This is a genomic window from Micrococcus sp. Mcc89 (genome assembly GCF_024519795.1).
Classification (GTDB): Bacteria; Actinomycetota; Actinomycetes; order Actinomycetales; family Micrococcaceae; genus Micrococcus; species Micrococcus luteus.
The window spans coordinates 1-23067 of the sequence record NZ_JALJRI010000098.1 but is presented as its reverse complement, the minus strand read 5'-3'; the positions used below and the strand labels follow the sequence as shown (position 1 = coordinate 23067).

Here is a 23067-nt window from a genome sequence, read left to right as displayed (position 1 = left end):
ATGGGCGGCATGACTCTGCCCTTCGCCGACTCCGCGCAGTCCACTCTCGGAATCGAGTGGGAGCTCGCGCTCGTGGACGCCGTGTCCGGCGAGCTGCGCTCCGAGGCCCCAGACCTGCTGCGCGCCCTGCATGTGACCGAGGGCCTCGCCGAGGACGACGTGAACCCGCACATGACCAGCGAGCTCCTGCAGAACACGGTGGAGCTCGTCACGGGTGTGCACGAGCGCGTCGACGCCGCGACGGCGGACCTCGGCCGGATCGCCGCGCGCGTGGCCGACGCCGCGGCGGCGCGGGGCATCTCCCTGTTCTGCCAGGGCACGCACCCGTTCGCGGACGCGATCGCGCAGCCCTCGACGCCCAGCGAGCGCTACGACCGCATGCTGGATCTCACCCAGTACTGGGGTCGGCAGATGCTGATCTTCGGCGTGCACGTGCACGTGGGCCTGGACGACGTCTCCAAGGCCATGCCGGTGGTGAACGGCCTGGTCAACCGCGTGCCGCACCTGCTCGCACTCTCGGCCTCCTCCCCCTTCTGGGCGGGCACGGACACGGGCTACCAGTCCCAGCGCACCCTCCTGTTCCAGCAGCTGCCCACGGCCGGCCTGCCGTTCCAGTTCCAGGAGTGGGAGGACTTCGAGCGCTGCGTGGCCCAGATGGAGCAGGTGGGCATGATCGCGGACGTCACCGAGTGCCGCTGGGACGTGCGGGCCGTGCCCCGCCTGGGCACGGTGGAGATGCGCGCGTGCGACGGCCTGGCCACGCTCGAGGAGATCGCCGCCGTGACCGCCTACACGCAGTGCCTCGTGGACGACCTGTCCGCGAGCCTGGAGCGCGGCGAGACGGTCGAGGTCCTGCCGCCGTGGCACGTGCAGGAGAACAAGTGGCGCGCCGCCCGGTACGGCATGGACGCCACCGTGATCGTGGACGCCCGGGGCACCCAGGTCCCGCTGGCGGAGCACCTGCCGGCGGAGATCGAGCGACTGACCCCGGTCGCGGAGCGGCTGGGCTGCGCGGCGGAGCTCGCCGGCGTCCAGGCGATGATCGACGACGGCGGCGCCGCGCGTCAGCGTCGCGTGGAGGCACAGGCCCTGGCCGGCCCGCCGGCCGCGGGTGAGGACACGGATGACGCGGTGGCCCCGCTGCGCGCGGTCGTGCTGGACGCCGCCGCCCGCACCCGCGCGTCGCTGGACGGCCGCACCGGCTGAGCGGCCGCTCCCCCGGCGAGGTTGCCGCCCCGCCGCGCCTCCAGGCTTCCGCCGGCCCGCCCGGCGCGGCTACGGTCCCACCATGCGAGCACTCACATGGCAGGGAAAGCGCAACGTCACCGTCGAGGACGTCCCGGATCCTCGGATCCAGGAGCCGACGGACGCGATCATCGAGGTCACCTCGACCGGCATCTGCGGGTCGGACCTGCATCTGTACGAGGTCCTGGGGCCGTTCATGGACGCGGGGGACGTGATCGGCCACGAGCCGATGGGCATCGTCCGCGAGGTCGGGTCCGAGGTCACCCACATCCGGCCCGGTGACCGGGTGGTCGTGCCCTTCACCATCTCCTGCGGGCGGTGCTGGATGTGTCAGCGCGGGCTGCAGTCCCAGTGCGAGACCACCCAGGTGCGGGAGCAGGGCTCCGGCGCCGCACTCTTCGGCTACTCCCGGCTCTACGGCTCCGTCCCCGGCGGACAGGCCGAGCTGCTGCGCGTGCCCCACGCGGACTACGGCCCCGTGAAGGTGCCGCACACCGGCCCGGATGAGCAGTGGCTGTTCCTCTCGGACGTCGTCCCCACCGCCTGGCAGGGGGTCCAGTACGCGAACGTCCCCGACGGCGGCACGCTCGCGGTGCTCGGCCTCGGCCCCATCGGCCAGCTGGCGGCACGCATCGGCGTGCACCTGGGGTACCGGGTGATCGGCGTCGACCCGGTCCCCGAGCGCCGCGCGATGGCGGCCCGGCACGGCATCGAGGTCCTGGACGCCGACGGCGGCGAGGCCGAGGCGCTCCGCGAGCGCACCGGCGGCCGCGGCCCCGACGGGGTCGTGGACGCGGTCGGCATGGAGGCGCACGCCTCCCCGGCGGGGCATGCGGCCCACACCGCCGTGGGCCTGCTGCCCGACGCGCTCGGCCGGGCGGCCATGAAGACCGCCGGCGTCGACCGCCTGAGCGCCCTCCACACCGCGATCGACGCGGTCCGGCGCGGCGGCACGGTGTCGCTCTCCGGGGTCTACGGCGGCATGAAGGACCCGATGCCGATGCTCACCCTGTTCGACAAGCAGGTCACCCTGACGATGGGCCAGTGCAACGTCCGTCGCTGGGTGGACGACCTGCTGCCCCTGCTCGACGACCCGTCCGACCCCCTCGGCGTGCTCGACCTGACCACGCACACCGCCTCGCTCGAGGGCGCGCCCGCCCTCTATGAGACGTTCCAGAAGAAGGAGGACGGCTGCGTCAAGGTGGTACTGAAGCCGTGAGGATCGTCGTCCTGGGCGCGACGGGCAACGTCGGCACCGCTGTCCTGCACCGCCTCCAGGCCGCGGACGAGGTGAGCTCGATCGCGGGCGTGAGCCGGCGCGGCCCGGACCGGGCCGGAGCGCCCTACGACGGCGTCGAGTGGCACCGCCTGGACGTGGCGGAGCCCACGGCGGCGGGGCGGCTGCGCGAGATCGTGGCCGGCGCCGACGCCGTCGTCGACCTGGTGTGGGTGATCCGCCCCAACCGCGACCGCGACCACCTGCGCGCCGTCAACGTGGCCGGCAACGAGCGGGTGTTCCGGGCCGTGGCCGAGGCGGGCGTGCCCCACCTGGTCTACGCGTCCTCGGTGGGCGCGTACGGGCCCGGGCCGAAGGGCCGCGCCGTGCCCGAGTCCCATCCCACCACCGGGGTCCCCACCTCGCACTACGCCGCGCAGAAGGCCGAGGTCGAGTCGATCCTCGACCGCGTGCAGGCCGAGCACCCCGAGCTGCTCGTGACCCGGCTGCGCCCCGGGCTGATCTTCCAGTCCGCCGCCGGGCCCGAGATCAAGGACTACTTCCTGGGCGACCTCGTCCCCGCCCGGCTGGTCGCCCGCCTGCGCACTCCGGTGCTTCCGTTCCCGCGGGGCCTGCGATTCCAGGCGCTCACGGCCCAGGACGTGGCGGACGCGTACTGGCGCGTGATCGTCCACCGGGCGGGCGGCGCCTTCAATGTGGCCGCCGACCCCGTGCTGGACGCGCACACCATGGGCACCGTCCTCGGGGCGCGCCGCATCCTGGAGCTGCCCGTGGGCCTGTTCCGCGCGGCCGCGGCGCTGAGCTACCGGGCACGGCTGCAGCCCACCGACCCGGGGTGGGTGGACATGGCCGCAGCGGTGCCCATCATGGACACCACGGCCCTGCGCGCCGCGACCGGCTGGTCCGAGACCACCGACGCCCGGGAGGCGGTCCGCCTCGTGCTCGACCATCTCGACGGCGCCGAAGGCCTCGGCAACGCCGGGCACCGCTCGCACTCGCCCACGGAATGAGGACGATGACCATCACCCGTCGGGCCGCCCTGACGGGCCTGCTCGGGGGCGTCGCCCTCGGGTTCACCGCCTGCACCTCCTCCGGCTACCCCGCCGACCCGGACGGCACCCTGGACCGCGTCACGGGCGGGGTGCTGCGCGCCGGCGTCGTGCACCACCCGCCCCACGTGGACGCCTCGGGCGCCGAGCCCGTCGGCCCCGAGCCCGACCTGATCCGCGGCTTCGCGGCGGCGCACGACGCACGCGTCGAGTGGACCGTGGCCGGGGAGGAGGCGCTCATGACCGCGCTGGAGAAGGGCGACATGGACCTGGTGGCCGGCGGCCTGACCTCGGCGTCCCCGTGGACGTCGCACGCGAGCATCACCCGCGACTACGCCGAGGCGGAGGGCCCGGACGGCGAGCCGGTGAAGCTCGTGATGGCCGTGCCCCTGGGTGAGAATCAGATGCTCACGGCCCTCGAGGCGTACTTCGACCAGCGCGCAGCGGAGGAGGCCCGATGACGCGGCGGGACACCCGGGAGACGGGGCCGAGCGGGCGCCGGTTCGGCGCCACGGAGCTGCCCCCGGAGATCGAGCGCGTGGTCCAGCAGGCCAAGCGGCTCGAATGGGCGACGCTGGGGGTGATCGTGGTCACGATCGTCCTCGTGGCGTTCGTGATGGGCTCCTCGCAGGCCATGCGGGCCGCGTGGATCGAGGACCTGCTCTCCCTGATCCCGCCGATCGCGTTCCTCGTCGCCCTGCGCGTGGCCCGCATGGCCCCGACGCGGGCCCGGCCCTACGGCTCTCACCGGTCCGTCGGGGTGGGGCACCTCGTGGCCGCCGTCGCCCTGTCCGTGATGGGCGTGGTCCTCGTCGGCGACTCCCTCCTGGGCCTGGTGACGGCGGAGCACCCGCCCATCGGCACGTTCGACCTGTTCGGGCACACCGTGTGGCAGGGCTGGTTCATGATGGCCGTGATGGCCCTGTCCGTGCCCGGGCCCATGATCCTCGGCCACAAGAAGCTCAAGCTGGCCGAGCAGCTCCACGACCGCGTGCTGTACGCGGACGCGGACATGAACAAGGCGGACTGGCAGACGGGCGTGGCGACCATCGTCGGCGTGGCCGGCATCGGCCTGGGCTGGTGGTGGGCGGACTCCGCTGCGGCGATCTTCGTGGGCGTGAGCATCGTGCTGGACGGCTGGAAGAACCTGAAGGAGGCCGTCACGAACCTGGCGGATCGCCGCGCCGCCACGATCGACGGCGCCCGGCCGCACCCGCTCATCGACCGTGCCGAGCGGGTCGCCTGGGCGGAGCCGTGGGTGCGCCATGCGGGCGCCCGCGTCCGAGACGAGGGCCACGTGTTCCACGTGGAGATGTTCGTGGTGCCGCACGAGGGGGCGGACGTGACGGTGGCCCGCTGCTGCGCGCTGCGGGACGCGATCGCCGCGCTGGACTGGAAGCTGCAGGACGTCGTCGTCGCGCCGGTGGACGAGCTGCCCGCCGAGGTGCACGGCGGCCGGTCCGGGGAGCATCAGACGGGCGAGGAGTAGCCCGGGCCTCAGCCGGCCAGGAACCGTCCCTCGAGGGTGGCGGAGGTGATGCGCTGGACCTCGCGCTGCTGGTCGGCGGTCCTCTGGCGCAGGGCCTGCATCTCGGCGGCGTCGACCGCCGGCAGGTGCGGCGCGAGCTGTTCGAGGACGTCCCACATCGCGGACTTGGCCTGGAGCATGCCCTGCAGCAGGTCCAGTTCGATCTGCGTCCAGCCGGACCCGCGCGTGCGCAGCGCGTTCACGGGGTTGAGACGTCCACCGACCTCGGCCGCCGCGCCGGCGGCCCGGTCCACCAGCGGGGTGCGGAGGCCCAGCTCGCCGATGAGCGCCTCGAGGCGGTCCTGGTCGTCCTGGACGGCGTCGCCGAGGCGGCGCAGCGCGGCCTCCTGCGGGGTGCCGGCCCAGGTCTGCTCGGCGGCGCGGAACGCCTTCACACCGGAGCGGGAGCCGAGCAGGTGCTGGTTGAGGAAGTCCGCCAGCATCTGCTCGTCCACGGCGGCGGAGATGGACTCGGGGCGGGGGTGATCATGACCGGTCATGGGCCTTGCCTACGGAACGCGTGGGCGTGGCGGCAAGAGGCCGGGCGCGCTCAGACGCTGACGACCTCGACCGGCTGTCCCGGGTCCGCGCCGAACCACGCGTCGGAGGGGGCGACGCCGTCGCGCACCAGGCGTGCGCCGAGTGCGGCGACCATCGCCCCGTTGTCGGTGCACAGGTTCACGGGCGGGACGGTCAGCTCGATGCCGGCGGAGCGGCACCGGTCGGCGAGCAGGGCGCGCAGGCGCGAGTTCGCCGCGACGCCGCCGCCGAGCATCAGGTGGGTGAGCCCGTGCTCGCGGCAGGCGCGGACGGCCTTGGCGGTGATCACGTCCGCGACGGCCTCCTGGAAGGAGGCCGCGATGTCCGCGCGCGGCACCTCGAGCCCGCGGGCCTCGAACTGCTCCACGGCGCGGGAGACGGCGGTCTTCAGCCCGGAGAAGGACCAGTCGTGCCGGTGCGGGCCGGGCTCCTCGGCGCTGCCGACGAACTTGCCCGCGGTGAGCCCGCGCGGGAAGCGGAAGGCCGTCGGGTCACCCTGGGCGGCGAGCCGGTCGATCACGGGGCCCCCGGGGTAGCCCGCCCCGATGAGCCGGGCGACCTTGTCGTACGCCTCGCCGGCCGCGTCGTCGATGGTCGAGCCCAGCAGCTCGACCTCGGAGCTGATCCGGCCCACGCGCAGGATCTCGGTGTGCCCGCCGGAGACGAGCAGCGCGCCCAGGTCCGCGGGCAGGTCGTCCCACTGCGCGGGCCGCACGCCGTCCAGCATGCCGACGCCCACGTGCGCCACGAGGTGGTTGATGCCGTAGAGGGGCGTGCCGAGGGCCGTGGCGAGCGCTTTCGCCCCCGCGACCCCCACCATGAGCGCGCCCGCCAGACCCGGGCCGGAGGTGACGGCGATCGCGTCGAGGTCCGCGAGGGTGACGTCGGCGGTGTCCAGCGCGCGGCGGATCGTGGGCACGAGGGCCTCGAGGTGGGCGCGGGCGGCGATCTCCGGGATCACGCCGCCGAAGCGCACGTGCTCCTCCACGGAGGAGGCGACCTCGTGGGCCAGCAGGGCGGTGCCGCGGACGACGCCGACGCCGGTCTCGTCGCAGGAGGACTCGATGCCGAGCACGAGGGGGGCTGCGGTGGCGGTGGGCATGGGCTCCAGTCTAGTGAGCGGCCCGGTCACAGGGGCTTGCGCATGATCACGGCGTCCTCGCCGCCCGGGTAGTAGCGGCGACGCACGTGCAGCTCCTCGAATCCGTGGCGCACGTAGAGCCGCCGGGCGACGGCGTTGGAGGCCCGGACCTCGAGCATGAGGGCGCTCGCGCCGCGCGCCGTGGCCTCCGCGGCCATCCAGCGCAGCTGGGCCGCCCCGATCCCCCGCCCCTGCGCCGCGGCGACCGTGCCCACGGTCTGCACGTCGGCGACGTCGCCGACCACCATGATCCCGCCGTAGCCGACGATCTCACCGGGGGCGGGGCCGTCGTCGTCCGCGGAGCCGGGCGCGGCCACGTCGCGGACGACCACGCGGTAGTCCCGGGTGGGCGGGCGGCCGTGCGCGTCCCGCCCGCCGGCGGGGCCGGTCTGGGCGAGCTCCTCCTCGTAGAAGTGCGCGGGCCAGGCGTCGAGCGGGAAGAGCGTGGCCTCGTGGGCGAGCACCTCGGGGATGTCCCACACGGTCATGGGGCGCAGCAGGTACCCGGGCGGCAGCCCGTGCTCGTCCTCGGCGGGGCGCCCGTCGCCGGTCGGGGCCGGCTCGGCCGGGCTCACGCGCCCGCCCGCTTGCGGGGGCCGGGGACCGTGGCGTCGGACTCGCGCAGGTAGAGCGGCTCGGCGGGCACGAGGCCTCGGCCGCGCCGCAGGGCGAGCTCGGCCACCTGCCCCACCCCGACGGCGGACGGCGTGGCCGACTCCCAGTCCGGCACCGCGCGCAGCGCCTCGGGGTAGAGCCCGGCCCCCGCGCCGTAGACGGGCAGCGGGGTGACCTCGTCCGCCGGCGAGACGAAGGGGCCGTGCAGCAGCGTCGGCTGCCCGCCGACCTGCGCGTAGTGGGCCCAGTAGACCTCGCGGCGGCGGGCGTCCGTGGCGACCACGAACTCCTCGATCCCGTGGCGGAAGGCGTCGACGCCGGCCGCGTGGGCGAGCGCGTCGAGGCTGCGGACCCCGTGCACGGGCACGTCCCACGCCAGGCCGAGGGCGGCCGCCGTCGCCAGGCCCGCGCGCAGCCCCGTGAAGGGTCCGGGGCCGACACCGACCGCGAGCGCGTCCAGCGCGGTGCCGGTGACGCCGGCCTCGCCGAGCACGGTCTGCACCGCGGGGGCGAGCACCTCGGCGTGGGCGTGGGTGTCGTCCGTGGCCCAGCGCGCGAGCTCCTCACCGTCCCGCAGGACGGCGACGGAGGCGGCGGCGGAGGAGTCGATCGCGAGGAGCAGGGCCATGGCCGCCAGTCTACGGAAGCACGACGCCGGCCCAGCGCGGGCCGCGGCCGGTCACGACGGCAGTACGCAGCTCCTCGGCCTGGCCCCCGTCCTCGTCGGAGAAGTCGGTGACGATGCCGTCCTCGCCCTCCCCCGCCGAGGCCGCGGGGGCGTCCTCACCCCCGCGGGCCCGGACGATCTCGATGTCCAGCCACGAGGCGTCCGGGTCCTCGGGGAACCCGGCGAGGGACTCGGCCATGCCCCGGCCCCACTCGACGACGGTCACGGAGCGGTCCACGCTCGCGTCCAGGTCGAGGTCCGTGAGCTCCCCCGCCGAGCGCAGCCGGTACGCGTCCACGTGCACGAGGTCCGGGGTGCCCGCCGGGGCGTCGGCCGGGGCGGGGTGGACGCGGGAGAGGACGAACGTCGGCGAGACCACACCGGAGGCCACGCCGAATCCGCTGGCCAGCCCCTGGGTGAAGGTCGTCTTGCCCGCGCCGAGGTCGCCCGTGAGGATCAGCACGTCGCCGGTGCGGAGCACCCCGGCGAGGGCGCGGCCGAACGCCCGGGTGCCGTCGGCGCCCTCGAGCGGGACCGTCGCCGTCAGCACGGGCTCCGGCAGGGTCGGGCCGGGGGCGGGGATCTCGTGGTCGCTCATGGGCGGGCCTCCTGGGTCGGCGTGGGGTCCACGTGCTGCCGGTCCACGCGGCCTCCGATGCGGGTCACCAGCTCGTAGTTGATCGTCCCGGCGGCCGCGGCCCACTCCTCCACCGGAATGCCAGAGGCCGGTCCGAACAGCTCGACGGCGTCGCCGGGCGCGTCCGCGGCGTCCGGGCCGAGGTCCACCACGAACTGGTCCATCGCGACGCGGCCCACCACGGGGACGTTCCGGCCGCCGACGTGGACGCGCGTGCCCTCGACGACGCGCGGGACGCCGTCGGCGTAGCCGACGGGCACGAGCCCGAGGGTGGTGGGCTCCGCCGTGACGTGGCGGAACCCGTAGGACACGCCCTGCCCGGCGGGGACGGCCTTGACGTTGGCCAGGACGGTGACGAGGGACATGGCCGGGCGCAGCCCGAGCTCGGCGGCGGTGACGTCCGCGAACGGGGAGAGCCCGTACAGGCCCAGGCCGACGCGCACCATGTCCAGGTGCGTGTCCGGCCGGGCGAGGGTGGCGGGCGTGTTGGCCAGGTGCCGCAGCAGTGGGTGGCCGAGCGTCTCGGCGGCCTCGGCGGCCATCCGCTCGAACCGCAGCAGCTGCGCCGTGGTCTCGGCGGCCCGGTCCGGCTCGTCCGCCACGCCGAGGTGGGAGAACACGCCCTCCACCCGCACGAGGCCCGCGGCCTCGAGCTCGGCGGCACGCGCGACGAACGCGGGCCACCGCTCGGGCGTGCAGCCGTGGCGGCCCAGGCCGGTGTCCGCCTTCAGGTGCAGGACGGCGCGGGCCTCGGGTCCGGCCCCGCCGCGGGACCGCAGCCCGCGGACGGCGTCGGCGACGGCGTCGAGGTCCCAGCCCGAGACACCGAGGGTCACCTCCGCCTCCACCGCGGCGGCGAAGTCCGTGGCCCCGGTGTGCAGCCACGCGAGCACGGGCAGGCGCACCCCCGCCGCGCGCAGGGCCAGGGCCTCGCGCACGTGGGCCACCCCGAGCCGGTCCGCGCCGGCGGCCGCGGCGGCGCGCGCGACGGCCACCGCGCCGTGGCCGTAGGCGTCGGCCTTGACGACGGCGGTCAGCAGCGGCCGGCTGCCGTCGGGGCGGCGGATCCGCTCCTGCAGCACGCCCACGTTGTGCCGGACGGCCGCCAGGTCGATGCGTACGGCGCGCTCGGTGTCCGCCGGGCTGACGTCGGCGCGGCTCATCGGACGGCCTCCGGCTCGGCGTCGTCCGGCCACCACAGGTGCGCGACGCGCGCGCCCAGCGCGGCCGGCAGCGTGGCCGTGGTGATCCGCCCGGCGCGGGCCTGGTCGGCCCCGGCCTGGGCGTGCAGCCAGGCGGCGGCGGCCGCGAGCCGGGCCGTGGGCGCCGGGCCGGGGTCCTCCCCGGCCCGGCGCGCCCGCGAGCGCCGCGCCACGTCCGCGGCCAGGACGGCGCCGATCGCCCCGGAGAGCACGTCGCCGGTCCCGCCCATCGCGAGCTCGGGGCCGCCGCCGGTCACGGCCCATGCCTCGCCGTCCGGGGCGACCACGAGGGTGCGCGGGCCCTTGAGCAGGACCGTGGCGCCGTGTTCGGCCGTCCACGCGCGGAGGGCGGCGAGCGGGTCGGCGGCGTCGGCGCCGTCCGCGGGGACGCGCTCGCGCAGGCGGGACCACTCCCCGGCGTGCGGCGTCAGGACCACGGGCGTGCCGGCCGCGCGCAGCGACCGCAGCTCGGCGGCGGTGACCAGGTCCAGGGCCGAGGCGTCGGCGAGCAGGGCCGCCTCCGGCCGGTCCTCAAGCGCGGCGAGGACGCCGGCCCAGCGCCGCCGCGCGTCGTGCTCGGTGTCCAAGCCGGGGCCGGCCACCCAGGCGTCCGCGCGCGACGGCTCGGGCCCCTCCGCCGAGACCAGCGCCTCGGGGTGGGCGGCGAGCACCAGGTCCCGGGTGGTCTGCGGGCCGGAATGGTGCACCATGCCCGCGCCCGTGTGCAGCGCACCCGCGCTCGCGAGCACGGCGGCCCCCGGGTAGCGCTCCGATCCGGCGACGACGGCCACCACGCCGCGCGTGTACTTGTGGGCCTCGGCCGCGGGGGCCGGGTGGGCGGTCCGTGCGGCGGCCTCGTCCATCACGCCCAGCCGCGCGGCCGGCGACGTCGGCAGGTGCGGTCCCAGCCCGATGTCCACCACGTGCACGGTGCCCGCGCGCGCCGCCCCCTCCCCGAGGACGAGACCGGACTTGAGGGCGCCGAACGTCACGGTCGCGTCCGCGCGGAGGGCCTCCCCCCGCACCTCGCCGGTGTCCGCGTCCACGCCGGAGGGCACGTCGCACGCCAGCACGAGCGCCTCCGCCGGCAGCGCGCGCGCCGCGGCGGGCAGCTCATACTCGCCGGTGAAGCCCGTGCCGAGCACGCCGTCCACCACGAGCGCGGCCTCGGGCGGCACCGCGTCCGCGCGGCGTCCCCCGGCCGCCTGCAGCGCAGCCCAGCCCTCGGCGTGCCAGCGCGGGGCGCCGTCGTCGTCCCGGCGGACGGGCACGGCGACCGCGGCCACGCCCCGGCGGCGCAGGAAGGCGAGGGCGAACAGCGCGTCCCCGCCGTTGTTGCCGGGGCCGACGAGGGCGGCCACGGTCGCCCCGGCCACGGGGCCGCGCTCACGCAGCAGGGCGGCGGCGTGCTCGGCCAGGGCCCAGGCGGCGGCGCGCATCAGCTCCGGGCCCCGGCCGGCCGCGAGCAGGGGCTCCTCGGCCGTGCGCACGGCCGAGCCGGTCACGGCGATGCGGGTCAGGTCATCGGCGGTCATGCGGACTCCTCCTCGGCCGCGCGGCGTTCGGCGACCACGTAGGCGGTGGCGACGTCCCCGTCATGACTGAGGGAGAGGTGCCAGTGGGTGATGCCCAGGGCCTCGGCCTGGGCCTGGACGGTGCCGGTCAGGTGCACGGTGGGGCGGCCGTCGCCGTGGTCCGGGCGCGGGATCCAGCAGTGGTGCCACATCATCCCGGGCGGGGCGCCCATGGCCTTGGCGACCGCCTCCTTGGCGGCGAAGCGCGCGGCCAGCGAGCGCAGCGGCAGGTCCCGCTCGTCCTCGGTGAACAGGCGTGCGCGCAGCGCCGGCGTGCGCTCGAGCTGCGCCCGGAACCGCGGGACGTCCACCACGTCCACCCCCACGCCGACGATCACACCGCCCCCGCCCGCCGGGCGCCCACGACGACGGCGCCGGCCTCGTCCCCGACGGGCTGCCCGCGCAGTCGCTTGGCCAGGTCGAGCGGCCACTGCAGCACGCCGGGCAGCTGCTGGTCGCAGCCCGGCGTGAGCATCGCCTTCCCGTAGGCCAGCACGCCGTAGACGCCGTGCTGCAGGCGGCCGAGCCGGTCAAAACCGGCATCGAACGCGTACAGGGACACACGGCCCGCCTCGGGGGTGAAGCACCGCTCCGCCAGCAGCCGCGCACGCTCCACGTGCTGGTGGAAGGTGAGCACGCCCAGGTGGTGCAGGCCGAGTTCGCGCATGCGGTCGGCCGCGTGGATGACCTCGCCCTGGGTGGTCACCGGATCGGGCGCGAAGCACTCGACGCTGACGCCGGCCAGCCGCGGGTCGCGTTCCCCCGGGCCGCCGCACAGCTTCTCGTGCCCGTCCGGCCCCAGGTACGCGGAGACGAAGAGCCGGTCGGCGACGCCGGACGCGGCGAGCTCGATCGCGGCGTCGTAGACGCGGGGCTGGCTGTAGAGGACGAGGAGGGCGTCCACGCGCGGTGCGTCGTCCGGGTGCGGATCCGTCACGGCGTGCGTGGCCCACCCCGCGCCGAAGGCCAGTGCCAGCGCCGCCAGGGTGGCCACGGTGGCGCAGAGGGCCCGCGCCCACCGCGGCAGGCCACGGCGGACGCGCCCCCGGTCGACCCGCTCGTTCATGCGCCCTCGGGCACCTGCCGCAGCACGACGGTGGAGCGGGCCGGGAGCTCAAGCACGTCCCCGGCACGCACGCGGGGGCGGGTGCCGTCCGGGGCGACGTGGGACGAGGTGTCCACGACGACCTCCCACTCCGCCGGGAACGTGGGCCCGGGCAGGGTGTACGGCACGGGCTCCCACCACGCGTTCATGAGGACGTAGAAGTCCCGGTAGGGCTCCTCCCCTTCCTCGTCCCCGCGGGTGAGCATGTGCCCGTTGAGGTAGAAGCCGATCGACCGGGCCTCGGCGCCCCAGTCGTCCTCCGTCTTGGCGGTCGCGTCCGGCTCGAGCCACACGATGTCCGGCAGGGGCGCCTCGACGTCGCGGGCCGCGGGGCGACCGTCGAAGTGGTGGCGACGGCGGAACACCGCGTGGTCACGGCGCAGCGCGATCAGGTCGCGGGTGAACGCCACGAGCGAGTCGTCCATGGCGGACCAGTCGATCCACGAGATCTCGTTGTCCTGGCAGTAGACGTTGTTGTTGCCGCCCTGGGTGCGGCCCAGCTCGTCGCCGTGGCTGATCATGGGCACGCCCTGGCTGATCAGCAGGGTGGCCAGGAAGTTGCGGCGCTGGCGGGCGCGGAGCGTCACGACCTCGGGGTCGTCGGTCTCCCCCTCCACGCCGCAGTTCCACGAGCGGTTGTGCGCCTCGCCGTCGTTGTTGTCCTCGCCGTTGGCCTCGTTGTGCTTCTCGTTGTAGGAGACGAGGTCGCGCAGCGTGAAGCCGTCGTGGGCCGTGACGAAGTTCACGGACGCACCGGGGCCGCGCCCGTCCCCCTCATAGAGGTCGGCCGAGCCGGTCAGGCGGGTGGCGAACTCGCCGAGGGTGCCGGGCTCGCCGCGCCAGAAGTCGCGTACCGCGTCCCGGTACATGCCGTTCCACTCGGACCAGAGGCCGGGGAAGTTGCCCACCTGGTAGCCGCCCCAGCCCACGTCCCACGGCTCGGCGATGAGCTTGACGGTGCGCAGCACCGGGTCCTGGCGGACCACGTCGAAGAACCCGGAGAACATGTCCGGGCCCTGCTCCCCCTCCACCCGGGTGAGGGTGGTGGCCAGGTCGAACCGGAAGCCGTCCACGTGCATCTCGGTGACCCAGTAGCGCAGGGAGTCCATGACCAGCTGGAGGGCCTTGGGGCTGGAGAGGTCCACCGAGTTCCCGGTGCCCGTGTAGTCCATGTAGTGCCGCTCGTCGCCCTCGACGAGGTGGTAGTAGCCGGCGTTGTCCAGCCCGCGCAGGCTGAGCATGGGGCCCTTGTCGTTGCCCTCGGCCGTGTGGTTGTAGACCACGTCGAGGATCACCTCGAGACCAGCGGCGTGCAGGTCCTTCACCATCTGCTTGAACTCGCGGACCTGGCCGCCCACCTCCGAGGAGGAGGCGTAGGCGGCGTGCGGGGCGAAGAAGCCGAGCGTGTTGTAGCCCCAGTAGTTGCTCAGCCCCTTCTCCTGCAGGGTGGCGTCGTTGACGAACTGGTGCACGGGCATCAGCTCGACGGCGGTCACCCCGAGCTCGGTCAGGTGGCGGACCACCTCCGGGTGGGCCATGCCCGCGTAGGTGCCGCGCAGCTCCTCGGGGACGGCGGGGTGCAGCTTGGTCATGCCCTTGACGTGGGTCTCGTAGATCACCGTGTCCGTGAGCTCGACGGCGGGTGGGGCGTCATCGCCCCAGTCGAAGTCCTCGGCGACGACGACGCCGAGCATGCTCGTGCCCAGGTTGTCCGAGGTGTCGATGCGGTCCGGCTCGTCCAAGTCGTACGAGTGGTGCTGCTGGCCCCACTCGTAGTCGCCGGTGAACGCCCGCGCGTACGGGTCCACGAGGATCTTGGCCGGGTTGTGCCACAGGCCGCGGGCGGGGTCCCAGGGGCCGTGCACGCGGTAGCCGTAGCGCTGCCCGTGGCCGATGCCCGCCACGTGGGCGTGCCATGTGGTGCCGTGCCGCTCCTCGAGAGGGATGCGCGTCTCCGTGCCGTCGTCGGCGACGAGGCACAGCTCGACCGCCTCCACCTCGCGGGAGACCGCGAGGGCGAAGTTGGTGCCGGTCTCGTCCACGGTGGCCCCGAGGGGGTACGGCTGGCCGATCTCCACTGTGTGCATGACTCTCCGGGGTCTCGTCGTGCGGCCCGCCGGGTGCGGCGGGCCTCCTCGGGGAGTCTACTGGGGCGGGAGGACACCGTCCCGGACGCGTCGCGGGCCCGGCCGCTGTGTGGCGGCCGGGCCCGGCAGGAGAGGTCTCGGTGGCCTCAGCGGCGGATCACTCCACCGTGACGGACTTGGCGAGGTTGCGCGGCTGGTCCACGTCGTAGCCCTTCGCCGTGGCGAGCTCGAGGGCGAAGATCTGCAGCGGGACCGTGGTCAGCAGCGGCATGAGCATCGGCTGGGTCTCGGGGACCTCGAAGACGACCTCGGCCTGGCCGCGCACGGCCGCGTCGCCGCGCTCGGCGACGGCGAAGGTGCGGGCGCCGCGGGCGCGGACCTCCTGGATGTTCGAGACCACCTTGGCGTGCAGCGAGTGACGGTCCAGGGGCGAGGGCATGACCACGAAGACCGGCTGGCCGTCGTCGATCAGGGCGATCGGGCCGTGCTTGAGCTCGCCCGCGGCGAAGCCCTCGGCGTGGATGTAGGCGAGCTCCTTGAGCTTGAGCGCGCCCTCCATGGCCACCGGGTAGCCGACGTTGCGGCCGAGGAACAGGACGGAGGTGGCGTCGGCCATGGAGCGGGCGAGCTCCTTGACCTGGTCCTTGGCGGCGAGGATCTCCTCGATCTTGCCGGGGATCGCCCCGAGGTCCGCCAGGATGTCCTTGATCTGGCCGCTGAACAGCTTCTTGTTCAGCTGGGCCAGGTACAGGCCCAGCAGGTAGGCGGCGGTGATCTGCGCCAGGAACGCCTTGGTGGAGGCGACGGCGATCTCCGGGCCGGCGTGCGTGTAGAGCACGGCGTCCGACTCGCGCGGGATCGTGGAGCCGTTGGTGTTGCAGATGGACACGGTGCGGGCGCCCTGCTCCTTGGCGTAGCGGACCGCCATGAGGGTGTCCATGGTCTCGCCGGACTGGGAGATGGACACCACGAGGGTGTGCGGGTCGATGATCGGGTCGCGGTAGCGGAACTCGTGGGAGAGCTCCACCTCCACGGGGATCCGGCACCAGTGCTCGATGGCGTACTTGGCCACCGTGCCCGCATAGGCGGACGTGCCGCACGCCAGGACGATGATCTTGTCGACGGCCTTGAGCTCCTCGGGGTCGATCCGCAGCTCGTCCAGCATCAGGGCGCCGGCGGCGTCCGTGCGGCCCAGCAGGGTGTCCTGCACGGCCTGGGGCTGGTCGTGGATCTCCTTCTCCATGAAGGTCTCGAAGCCGCCCTTCTCCGCGGCCGAGGCGTCCCAGTCCACGGTGAAGCGCTTGCCGTCGGCGGGGCCGCCCCGGAAGTCCGAGATCTCGACGGCGTCGGCCGTGATCGTCACGACCTGGTCCTGCTCGAGCTCGATGGCCTCGCGGGTGAAGTCGATGAAGCCGGAGACGTCCGAGCCGAGGAAGTTCTCCCCCTCGCCCAGGCCGACGACGAGCGGCGAGTTGCGGCGCGAGGCCACCACGCGGTCCGGGTGGTCCACGTGCACGGCCAGCAGGGTGAAGGCACCCTCGAGGCGCTGGGAGGCCAGCTGCATGGCGCGGGTCAGGTCCTGGCCGGCCGCGTTCCGGTAGACGTCGGCGAGGAGGCGGGCGGCCACCTCGGTGTCCGTCTCGGAGAGGAACTCGACGCCCTTGGCGAGCAGCTCCTCGCGCAGCTCGGCGTAGTTCTCGATGATGCCGTTGTGGATGAGCGCCAGGCGGCCCTCGTCCGCCACATGCGGGTGGGCGTTGCGGTCGGTGGGGCCGCCGTGGGTGGCCCACCGGGTGTGGCCGATGCCGACGAGACCGGTGGGGATGGGGTGCTCGGCGAGCTCCTCGGCGAGGTTGGCGAGCTTGCCCGCCTTCTTCCGGTGGTACAGCTGACCGCCGTCCACCACGGCCACACCGGCGGAGTCGTATCCGCGGTATTCAAGACGACGCAGGCCCTCCATCAGGACGTCGAGAGCGCCGTGCTCACGATCCGACTGGGGCTGGCCGATGTATCCGACGATTCCGCACATGCGCACGAGAATACCGGGCCGGACCCGACTTCGGCGCACGGCGGGCCGGGTCACTCCGTCCGGGACGAGAACCCCGCGGGGTTGGCCTGCTGCCAGGCCCAGAGGTCCCGCACCATCGCGGTCACATCGCGTCGGGCGTGCCAGCCCACCTCGGCGCCGATCGCGTCCACGGCGGCGCACGACTCGGCGATGTCCCCGGGCCGGCGCTCGACCACGCGGTAGGGGATGCGGCCGCCCGTGACCGCCTCGAAGGCGCGCACCATCTCGAACACGGTGACGCCCTCGCCCCGGCCGATGTTCCAGACCCGGGTCGTCGTACCGCCCCCGGCCGCCACCCGGGCCGCGAGCCATTCGAGCCCGGCCACGTGCGCCTCCGCGAGGTCCATCACGTGGATGAAGTCGCGCACGGCGCTGCCGTCGCGCGTGTCGAAGTCCGCGCCGAACACCCGCAGCTCGGGGTACGCGCCGGAGGCCACCCGCGCCACGAAGGGCATGAGGTTCGCCGGCACCCCGCTCGGGTCCTCGCCCAGCCGCCCGGAGGGATGCGCGCCGACCGGGTTGAAGTAGCGCAGCATCGCCAGCCCGCCGCCGTCGACCGTGGCGCAGACGTCGCGCAGCACCTGCTCCGCCATGAGCTTGGAGTGCCCGTAGGGCGAGACCGGGTCCGTGGCGGCGTCCTCGGCGACCGGCACCGGCGCGCGGTCGCCGTACACGGTCGCGGAGGAGGAGAACAGGACCGTGCGGGCGCCGGCCGCGAGCGCGGCCTCGGCGACGGCGGCCGTGCCGCCCACGTTCACGTCGTAGTAGGCGGCGGGGCGGGTCATCGACTCGGTGGGCGACTTCAGCCCGGCGAAGTGCACGAGTGCGGCCGGGCCGAAGTCCGCGAGCGCCCCGCGGTAGTCCTCGGGGCGGCGGATGTCGGCCACGTGCAGGCGCAGCCGCGACCCGCCCAGACGCGTCCCGGCGAGCTCGGCGACGCGCTCGAGCGCCGTCGTCGTCGCCGTGACCAGGCTGTCCAGGACGAGGACGTCGTGGCCCGCCTCGAGCAGCGTGAGCACGGTGTGGGATCCGAGGTATCCGGCACCGCCGGTCACGAGAACGCGCATGGGCCGATCCTATCCGGGCCCTGTGACGTCACGCGGGGGCCCGCTCCGGGCGGGCCGCGGCCATAATGGATCGGGTGACCTACACCCCCCCGACCTCCGAGCTGCCCCTCGTGGGCCCCGAGGAGCCCGCGGACGCCGTGCCCGACGGCCACCAGCGCTCCCCCTTCGTGGAGCTGGACCGCCAGACCTGGGCCCGTCTCGCCTCGGAGATGGCGCAGCCCTTCGACCAGGCGGACGTGGAGCGTCTGCGCGGCCTCGGCGAGCATCTGTCCCTGCGCGAGGTTGCCGAGGTCTACCTTCCGCTCTCGCGCCTGCTGAGCATCAACGTGGAGGCCTCCGCGGCCCTGCGCAGCGCGACCAACGCGTTCCTCGGCGAGCGGACGGGGCGCACCCCGTACGTGATCGGGGTGGCCGGGTCGGTCGCCGTCGGCAAGTCGACGACGGCGCGTGTGCTCCAGGAGATGCTGCGCCGCTGGCCGACGACGCCGCGCGTCGAGCTGGTCACCACGGACGGCTTCCTGCACCCCAACGCGGTGCTGCACGAGCGCGGCATCATGTCCCGCAAGGGCTTCCCCGAGTCCTACGACCGCCGCGCGCTGCTGCGCTTCATGGCGGACGTCAAGTCCGGGGCGCAGGAGGTGCGCGCGCCCGTGTACTCGCACATCACCTACGACATCGTGCCGGGCGAGGAACAGGTGGTGCACCGTCCCGACGTGCTGATCGTGGAGGGGCTCAACGTGCTGGCCCCGCCGCGCACGCGGGCCGACGGCACCGCCGGGCTCTCCGTCTCCGACTTCTTCGACTTCTCGGTGTACGTGGACGCGCGCGCGTCCTGGATCCGTTCCTGGTACATCGACCGGTTCATGGGTCTGCGCTCGGGGGCCTTCGCCGACCCGCGCAGCTACTTCCACCGGTACTCCTCCCTGTCGGACGCCGAGGCTCAGGCGACGGCCGAGTCCATCTGGGACTCCATCAACGGCCCGAACCTCGAGCAGAACGTGCGCCCGACCCGCGGGCGCGCCCGGCTGGTGCTCACGAAGAACGCGCAACACGAGGTGACCCGCGTGCTGCTGAGGAAGGTCTGATCCATGCGTCGCACCCTCCCTCTCGCCGCGCTGGCCGCGCTCGCGCTGCTCGTGGCCGGTTGCGGCACGCCCGCCGCGGGCCCGTCCTCGACGCCGACGACGCCGACGTCCGGCTCCGCGAGCGCGGCCGCGTCGTCCGGCGCCGCCTCGAGCACGGCGCCGTCGTCGGGCACGCACGCCGACCCGGCCACCCTCGACGTCGTCGTGAACAAGACCCGCCCCGTGGCCCCGCCCGACTGGGCGCCCTCGGATCTGGTGGCCGTGCCCGGCAGCGAGCTGTCCCTGCGGGCGGCGGCCGCGACGGCGGCCGGTGACCTGCTGGATGCCGCCGCGGCGGCGGGCCACCGCCTCACCACCCTGAGCGCCTACCGCTCGTACGACTACCAGGTCCGGACGTACGGCCACTGGGTCGACGAGCTGGGCCGCGCCGAGGCCGACCGCGTCTCGGCGCGTCCGGGGTACTCCGAGCACCAGACCGGCCTGGCCTGGGACGTGGGCGACGCCGCGACCCCCGCGTGTGACCTGGAAGCGTGCTTCGGCGACACCGCCGCGGGCCGCTGGGTGGCCGCGCACGCCGCCGAGTACGGGTTCGTCATCCGCTATCCCGTCGGGGCCGAGGACGTGACGGGCTTCGCCCACGAGCCCTGGCACCTGCGCTACGTCGGGTCCGCGGAGGCGGCCCGGGTCGAGGCGGCCGGCGGCGTCCTCGAGACCGCGTGGGGTCTGCCTCCGGCACCCGACTACGCGGACTGAGACGCACGACTCGCTCGACCCTGTACCGCGCCGCCTTCGTGACACGTAGGATTCTCCCCATGCTCCAGGGATTCAAAGACTTCATCATGAAGGGCAACGTCCTCGACCTTGCCGTCGCCGTCATCATCGGCGCCGCCTTCGGCAAGATCGTGAACGCGCTCGTCGAGGCGGTCCTCATGCCGCTCATCGCCGCCGCCGTGGGCTCGCCGAACTTCGACTCGTTCGCCGTGCTGACGGTCAACGGCAACGACGTGAAGTTCGGCGTGCTGCTCACCGCCCTCGTCAACTTCCTGCTCATCGCCGCGGCCGTGTACTTCGCCATCGTGATGCCGATGAACAAGATGATCGAGGCCCGCAACCGCCGCCTCGGCATCGACCCCGCCGAGGAGGAGGTGCCCGCCGACGTCGCCGTGCTCACCGAGATCCGCGACCTGCTCGCCGAGCGCCGCGGCGGCCCCACCTCCGGGACCACCACCCTCTGATCTCCCCCTGTCCGACGCCGAAGGGCCCGGGACGACTCACGCGAGTCGCCCCGCGCCCTTCCTTCATGCCCTCGGCGGCACCGGGGCCGTGCCCTCAGGGCCGCGACGTCGTCCGGTCCGCGCTGGACCCGGCGTCCGGGGCGACCTCCGAGTCCTGCCGGTCCGGATCCAGGCACGGCAACCACTCCACGGGGGCGCTCTGCCGCGCACACACGGGCGCGTCCACGGCGAGGAACGCGGCCGACCACAGGACCGCCAGCCCCGCGAGCAGCCCCGCGAACAGGGTCCAGCGGCGGGGCCGGGGGGCCGCGTCCGACGTCATCGGTCCGGTCAGTCGTGCAGGCGCAGCTCGCGCTGCACGACGTCGGCCAGCACCTGGGCCTCCCGGCCGGCGGTCTCCTCGTCCGGGGCCTCGACCATGACGCGCACGACCGGCTCCGTGCCCGACGGGCGCAGCAGCACGCGGCCGGTCTCGCCGAGGCGGGCCTCCGCCTCGGCCACCGCCGCCTGGACGGCCTCGTCCTCGGCGGCGCGGGACTTGTCCACGCCGCGCACGTTCACGAGGACCTGGGGCAGCCGGTCCATCACCGCGGCCAGCTCGGAGAGCGGGGTGCCGGTCTCGGCGACGCGCGAGGCGAGCTGCAGGCCGGTGAGGACCCCGTCGCCGGTGGTGGCGTGGTCCGAGAAGATCACGTGGCCGGACTGCTCGCCGCCGAGCGAGTAGTCGCCGAGCTTCATGCCGGCCAGGACGTAGCGGTCGCCCACCTGGGTCTCGACGAGCTGGACGCCCTCCCGGCCCATGGCCAGCTTCAGGCCCAGGTTGGACATGACGGTCACGACCAGGGTGTCGTCCCGCAGGACGCCGCGGTCCTTGAGGGCCACGGCCATGACGCCCATGATCTGGTCGCCGTCGACGACCTCGCCGCGCTCGTCCACGGCGAGGCACCGGTCGGCGTCGCCGTCGTGCGCGATGCCGAGGTCCGCGCCGTGCTCGCGCACGGCCGCCTGGAGCTTCTCGAGGTGGGTGGAGCCGTAGCCGTCGTTGATGTTGAGCCCGTCCGGGGACGCGCCGATCACGACGACCTCCGCGCCGGCGGCGCGGAACGCCTCGGGCGAGCAGCCGGCGGCCGCACCGTGTGCGCAGTCCAAGACGACCTTGAGCCCGTCCAGCCCGTGCGGGAGGGTCTGCAGGAGGTGGAGGACGTAGCGGTCCTCGGCGTCCGCGAAGACGCGCACGCGGCCCACGTCCGCGCCCTGGGGCCGCCGCGGCGTCACGCCCTCGAGGTGACGGATGATCTCGTCCTCCTGCGCGTCGGTCAGCTTCTCGCCGCCGCGCGCGAGGAACTTGATGCCGTTGTCCGGGGCCGGGTTGTGGGAGGCGGAGATCATCACGCCGAAGTCGGCGTCCAGGTCCCCCACGAGATAGGCGGCGGCGGGGGTCGGCAGCACGCCCGCATCCCACACGTCCACGCCCGAGGACGCCAGGCCCGCCTGCACGGCGGCCGCGATGAACTCACCGCTGATGCGCGGGTCCCGGGCCACGACGGCGACCGGGCGTCGGCCGGCGTCGAAGGCCTCCGCGCCGAGGACGGGCGAGGCGGCCTGGGCCAGCTGGACGGACAACTCCACGGTGAGGGTCTCGTTGGCCAGGCCACGGACGCCATCGGTTCCGAACAATCTCGACATGATCAGTCAGTGTAGGGGCCGCCCCTGCGGCCTGCATCACGGGAGGGTCACGAAACGGGCCGGGGGGCGGTAGCATCGGACCGGTCGAGCCCCCGCGGCCGCGCGCCCGTCCGCTCACATCCGCCCGGGAGGCCCCGCCCCGAACCCGAAGGACCTCGATCCATGCCCGACGTGACCCCGCCCCCGCCCTCCCGTTCCTGGACGCGCCGCAGCGTGCTGGGCGGCACGGGCCTGGCGATCGCCGCCGGCGTGGCCGGCTGCGGGCGTGATGAGCAGGCCGAGCAGAGCTCGGAGGGCGACGAGCAGGCCACCCGCCTGCCCGCCCCGGACATCATCACCACGGCGCAGTGGGGCGCCATGCAGCCCAACTACTACCTGCAGACCCTGAACGAGCGCCCCTCCTACCTGGTGATCCACCACACCACCACGCCGAACGTCACGGACGGCTCCCGGGAGGCGGCGGAAAGCATCGCACAGGTGGTCCAGAACGCGCACATGAGCCCCGCGAACGACTGGGGCGATACCGGGCAGCACTTCACCGTCTCCCGCGGCGGCTTTGCGATGGAGGGCCGCCACGGCTCCCGGCACGCGCTCGAGGGCGGACAGACGTTCATGCTCGGCGTCCACGCGCTCGGGTTCAACGCGTATGCGCTCGGCATCGAGTGCGAGGGGCTGTACATGCTGAACCCGCCGCCGCAGAGCCTCTACGCCGGCCTGGTGCCGCTCGTCGCCTACATCTGCCAGCAGTACGAGCTGCCGCCGTCCCGCATCATCGGCCACCGCGACGTCACCGCCACCAGCTGCTGCGGCGACGCGTTCTACGCCAAGCTGCCGATCCTGCGCGAGGACGTCCGCCTCTCCCTGGCCTCGGGCGAGTACCACGTCTCGGAGGGCTTCGGGGCGGACAACCTCTTCGACGACGCCCACGTCACCCCGGAGTACGTGGAGGAGGAGCGCGGCTGAATCCGCCCCCGCACACGACGGCGCCCCTCCCCGGACGGTGAGGGGCGGCGTCGTGTGCGGCCCGGTCAGCGCACGCGCGGGAACGAGCCGCCGGAGACCTCGCCGTACTCGGCCAGCTCGTTGGCCGGGCCGCAGATCTGCGGGTCGGGGCGGTGGACGATGCGCTCGTCCTTGTCCGGGTAGGGCAGCGTGTGCAGCACGTGGCGGATGGCCTCGAGGCGGGCGCGCTTCTTGTCGTTCGACTTCACGACGGTCCACGGGGCGTCGGCCGTGTGCGTGTATGTAAGCGGCCATGAAAAGCTGCCCATAGGTGGCCAGGGAATGACCCGCTGACGG

24 protein-coding genes are annotated in these 23067 nt (G+C 74.3%); 9 read left to right on the top strand and 15 right to left on the bottom strand.

Annotated features, from left to right (window positions below; genetic code table 11):
* Positions 1-9 precede the first annotated feature (9 nt).
* The 5 genes from NR072_RS09245 (at position 10) to NR072_RS09225 (ending at position 5020) form a co-directional block, all read left to right on the top strand.
* Positions 10-1206 (top strand): glutamate--cysteine ligase, encoded by a 1197-nt coding sequence (locus tag NR072_RS09245; protein ID WP_144825584.1) that lies wholly within the window; start codon positions 10-12, stop codon positions 1204-1206.
* An 82-nt stretch (positions 1207-1288) separates the two neighbouring features.
* Complete coding sequence (locus tag NR072_RS09240) at positions 1289-2464, top strand: alcohol dehydrogenase catalytic domain-containing protein (RefSeq protein ID WP_225348598.1); 1176 nt, start codon at positions 1289-1291, stop codon at positions 2462-2464.
* Positions 2461-3492 carry an NAD-dependent epimerase/dehydratase family protein gene (locus tag NR072_RS09235; protein ID WP_225348599.1) on the top strand — a complete coding sequence of 344 codons (1032 nt, stop codon included), beginning with the start codon at positions 2461-2463 and terminating at the stop codon, positions 3490-3492. Before NR072_RS09240 ends, NR072_RS09235 begins: the two co-directional genes overlap by 4 nt.
* Before the next feature lie 5 nt (positions 3493-3497).
* Positions 3498-3992 (top strand): ABC transporter substrate-binding protein, encoded by a 495-nt coding sequence (locus tag NR072_RS09230; RefSeq protein ID WP_145951026.1) that lies wholly within the window; start codon positions 3498-3500, stop codon positions 3990-3992.
* Entirely contained in the window at positions 3989-5020 is a 1032-nt protein-coding gene (locus NR072_RS09225) for a cation diffusion facilitator family transporter (protein WP_095353609.1), read from the top strand. The genes NR072_RS09230 and NR072_RS09225 overlap by 4 nt, the downstream gene beginning before the upstream one ends.
* 8 nt (positions 5021-5028) lie before the next feature.
* Here NR072_RS09225 and NR072_RS09220 read toward each other — a convergent pair whose 3' ends face one another.
* The 12 genes from NR072_RS09220 to galE form a co-directional block, all read right to left on the bottom strand.
* A complete protein-coding gene (locus NR072_RS09220; protein ID WP_078025911.1) occupies positions 5029-5559 on the bottom strand; it encodes a hypothetical protein in 531 nt (176 codons plus the stop codon).
* A gap of 50 nt (positions 5560-5609) precedes the next feature.
* Positions 5610-6701, bottom strand: coding sequence for a tRNA (adenosine(37)-N6)-threonylcarbamoyltransferase complex transferase subunit TsaD (tsaD, locus tag NR072_RS09215; RefSeq protein ID WP_049160281.1), 1092 nt, complete (start codon positions 6699-6701; stop codon positions 5610-5612).
* Between the two features lie 26 nt (positions 6702-6727).
* Positions 6728-7315 (bottom strand): GNAT family N-acetyltransferase, encoded by a 588-nt coding sequence (locus NR072_RS09210; RefSeq protein ID WP_225348600.1) that lies wholly within the window; start codon positions 7313-7315, stop codon positions 6728-6730.
* Complete coding sequence (gene tsaB, locus NR072_RS09205) at positions 7312-7983, bottom strand: tRNA (adenosine(37)-N6)-threonylcarbamoyltransferase complex dimerization subunit type 1 TsaB (RefSeq protein WP_225348601.1); 672 nt, start codon at positions 7981-7983, stop codon at positions 7312-7314. The genes NR072_RS09210 and tsaB overlap by 4 nt, the downstream gene beginning before the upstream one ends.
* A gap of 10 nt (positions 7984-7993) precedes the next feature.
* The gene (gene tsaE / locus NR072_RS09200) at positions 7994-8620 is read right to left on the bottom strand and encodes a tRNA (adenosine(37)-N6)-threonylcarbamoyltransferase complex ATPase subunit type 1 TsaE (RefSeq protein WP_049146659.1); all 627 of its coding nucleotides are present in this window, start codon (positions 8618-8620) and stop codon (positions 7994-7996) included.
* Positions 8617-9822, bottom strand: coding sequence for an alanine racemase (gene alr / locus NR072_RS09195; protein WP_113913794.1), 1206 nt, complete (start codon positions 9820-9822; stop codon positions 8617-8619). The genes tsaE and alr overlap by 4 nt, the downstream gene beginning before the upstream one ends.
* A complete protein-coding gene (locus tag NR072_RS09190) occupies positions 9819-11396 on the bottom strand; it encodes an NAD(P)H-hydrate dehydratase (RefSeq protein WP_256836955.1) in 1578 nt (525 codons plus the stop codon). Before NR072_RS09190 ends, alr begins: the two co-directional genes overlap by 4 nt.
* Positions 11393-11773 carry a holo-ACP synthase gene (locus tag NR072_RS09185; RefSeq protein WP_036338002.1) on the bottom strand — a complete coding sequence of 127 codons (381 nt, stop codon included), beginning with the start codon at positions 11771-11773 and terminating at the stop codon, positions 11393-11395. The genes NR072_RS09190 and NR072_RS09185 overlap by 4 nt, the downstream gene beginning before the upstream one ends.
* Positions 11770-12501 carry a hypothetical protein gene (locus NR072_RS09180; RefSeq protein ID WP_049146072.1) on the bottom strand — a complete coding sequence of 244 codons (732 nt, stop codon included), beginning with the start codon at positions 12499-12501 and terminating at the stop codon, positions 11770-11772. The genes NR072_RS09185 and NR072_RS09180 overlap by 4 nt, the downstream gene beginning before the upstream one ends.
* A complete protein-coding gene (gene glgX / locus NR072_RS09175; protein ID WP_256836951.1) occupies positions 12498-14627 on the bottom strand; it encodes a glycogen debranching protein GlgX in 2130 nt (709 codons plus the stop codon). The genes NR072_RS09180 and glgX overlap by 4 nt, the downstream gene beginning before the upstream one ends.
* 157 nt (positions 14628-14784) lie before the next feature.
* Entirely contained in the window at positions 14785-16656 is a 1872-nt protein-coding gene (gene glmS / locus NR072_RS09170) for a glutamine--fructose-6-phosphate transaminase (isomerizing) (protein WP_256836949.1), read from the bottom strand.
* Between the two features lie 50 nt (positions 16657-16706).
* Positions 16707-17762: a UDP-glucose 4-epimerase GalE gene (gene galE, locus NR072_RS09165; RefSeq protein ID WP_144786700.1), complete on the bottom strand. Its 1056-nt coding sequence runs from the start codon at positions 17760-17762 to the stop codon at positions 16707-16709.
* 74 nt (positions 17763-17836) lie between these two features.
* Here galE and coaA point away from each other — a divergent pair, with 74 nt between their 5' ends.
* Genes coaA through mscL form a run of 3 tightly spaced genes read left to right on the top strand, consistent with a single transcriptional unit; the run spans position 17837 to position 20082 of the window.
* Entirely contained in the window at positions 17837-18847 is a 1011-nt protein-coding gene (gene coaA, locus NR072_RS09160; RefSeq protein WP_044659424.1) for a type I pantothenate kinase, read from the top strand.
* 3 nt (positions 18848-18850) lie between these two features.
* The gene (locus NR072_RS09155; protein WP_178329100.1) at positions 18851-19600 is read left to right on the top strand and encodes a D-alanyl-D-alanine carboxypeptidase family protein; all 750 of its coding nucleotides are present in this window, start codon (positions 18851-18853) and stop codon (positions 19598-19600) included.
* Positions 19601-19659: 59 nt separating this feature from the next.
* Positions 19660-20082, top strand: coding sequence for a large conductance mechanosensitive channel protein MscL (gene mscL / locus NR072_RS09150; RefSeq protein WP_073116799.1), 423 nt, complete (start codon positions 19660-19662; stop codon positions 20080-20082).
* A 94-nt stretch (positions 20083-20176) separates the two neighbouring features.
* Here mscL and NR072_RS09145 read toward each other — a convergent pair whose 3' ends face one another.
* Complete coding sequence (locus NR072_RS09145) at positions 20177-20404, bottom strand: hypothetical protein (protein WP_010080407.1); 228 nt, start codon at positions 20402-20404, stop codon at positions 20177-20179.
* Between the two features lie 8 nt (positions 20405-20412).
* The gene (gene glmM, locus NR072_RS09140; RefSeq protein ID WP_256836944.1) at positions 20413-21768 is read right to left on the bottom strand and encodes a phosphoglucosamine mutase; all 1356 of its coding nucleotides are present in this window, start codon (positions 21766-21768) and stop codon (positions 20413-20415) included.
* Positions 21769-21930: 162 nt separating this feature from the next.
* Between glmM and NR072_RS09135 the strand changes: the two genes are divergently transcribed.
* Positions 21931-22731 (top strand): peptidoglycan recognition family protein, encoded by an 801-nt coding sequence (locus NR072_RS09135; RefSeq protein ID WP_041103278.1) that lies wholly within the window; start codon positions 21931-21933, stop codon positions 22729-22731.
* Between the two features lie 65 nt (positions 22732-22796).
* Here NR072_RS09135 and NR072_RS09130 read toward each other — a convergent pair whose 3' ends face one another.
* The gene (locus tag NR072_RS09130) at positions 22797-23039 is read right to left on the bottom strand and encodes a hypothetical protein (RefSeq protein WP_373021567.1); all 243 of its coding nucleotides are present in this window, start codon (positions 23037-23039) and stop codon (positions 22797-22799) included.
* Positions 23040-23067: the final 28 nt, after the last annotated feature.

Excerpts from the sequence above, each read along its gene's own strand:
- NR072_RS09245 (WP_144825584.1), top strand. The coding sequence starts at position 10 with ATGACTCTGCCCTTCGCCGACTCCGCGCAGTCCACTCTCGGAATCGAG.
- NR072_RS09240 (WP_225348598.1), top strand. The coding sequence starts at position 1,289 with ATGCGAGCACTCACATGGCAGGGAAAGCGCAACGTCACCGTCGAGGAC.
- NR072_RS09230 (WP_145951026.1), top strand. The coding sequence starts at position 3,498 with ATGACCATCACCCGTCGGGCCGCCCTGACGGGCCTGCTCGGGGGCGTC.
- NR072_RS09225 (WP_095353609.1), top strand. The coding sequence starts at position 3,989 with ATGACGCGGCGGGACACCCGGGAGACGGGGCCGAGCGGGCGCCGGTTC.
- NR072_RS09220 (WP_078025911.1), bottom strand. The coding sequence starts at position 5,559 with ATGACCGGTCATGATCACCCCCGCCCCGAGTCCATCTCCGCCGCCGTG.
- tsaD (WP_049160281.1), bottom strand. The coding sequence starts at position 6,701 with ATGCCCACCGCCACCGCAGCCCCCCTCGTGCTCGGCATCGAGTCCTCC.
- tsaB (WP_225348601.1), bottom strand. The coding sequence starts at position 7,983 with ATGGCCCTGCTCCTCGCGATCGACTCCTCCGCCGCCGCCTCCGTCGCC.
- tsaE (WP_049146659.1), bottom strand. The coding sequence starts at position 8,620 with ATGAGCGACCACGAGATCCCCGCCCCCGGCCCGACCCTGCCGGAGCCC.
- alr (WP_113913794.1), bottom strand. The coding sequence starts at position 9,822 with ATGAGCCGCGCCGACGTCAGCCCGGCGGACACCGAGCGCGCCGTACGC.
- NR072_RS09190 (WP_256836955.1), bottom strand. The coding sequence starts at position 11,396 with ATGACCGCCGATGACCTGACCCGCATCGCCGTGACCGGCTCGGCCGTG.
- NR072_RS09180 (WP_049146072.1), bottom strand. The coding sequence starts at position 12,501 with ATGAACGAGCGGGTCGACCGGGGGCGCGTCCGCCGTGGCCTGCCGCGG.
- glgX (WP_256836951.1), bottom strand. The coding sequence starts at position 14,627 with ATGCACACAGTGGAGATCGGCCAGCCGTACCCCCTCGGGGCCACCGTG.
- glmS (WP_256836949.1), bottom strand. The coding sequence starts at position 16,656 with ATGTGCGGAATCGTCGGATACATCGGCCAGCCCCAGTCGGATCGTGAG.
- galE (WP_144786700.1), bottom strand. The coding sequence starts at position 17,762 with ATGCGCGTTCTCGTGACCGGCGGTGCCGGATACCTCGGATCCCACACC.
- NR072_RS09155 (WP_178329100.1), top strand. The coding sequence starts at position 18,851 with ATGCGTCGCACCCTCCCTCTCGCCGCGCTGGCCGCGCTCGCGCTGCTC.
- mscL (WP_073116799.1), top strand. The coding sequence starts at position 19,660 with ATGCTCCAGGGATTCAAAGACTTCATCATGAAGGGCAACGTCCTCGAC.
- NR072_RS09145 (WP_010080407.1), bottom strand. The coding sequence starts at position 20,404 with ATGACGTCGGACGCGGCCCCCCGGCCCCGCCGCTGGACCCTGTTCGCG.
- glmM (WP_256836944.1), bottom strand. The coding sequence starts at position 21,768 with ATGTCGAGATTGTTCGGAACCGATGGCGTCCGTGGCCTGGCCAACGAG.
- NR072_RS09135 (WP_041103278.1), top strand. The coding sequence starts at position 21,931 with ATGCCCGACGTGACCCCGCCCCCGCCCTCCCGTTCCTGGACGCGCCGC.
- NR072_RS09130 (WP_373021567.1), bottom strand. The coding sequence starts at position 23,039 with ATGGGCAGCTTTTCATGGCCGCTTACATACACGCACACGGCCGACGCC.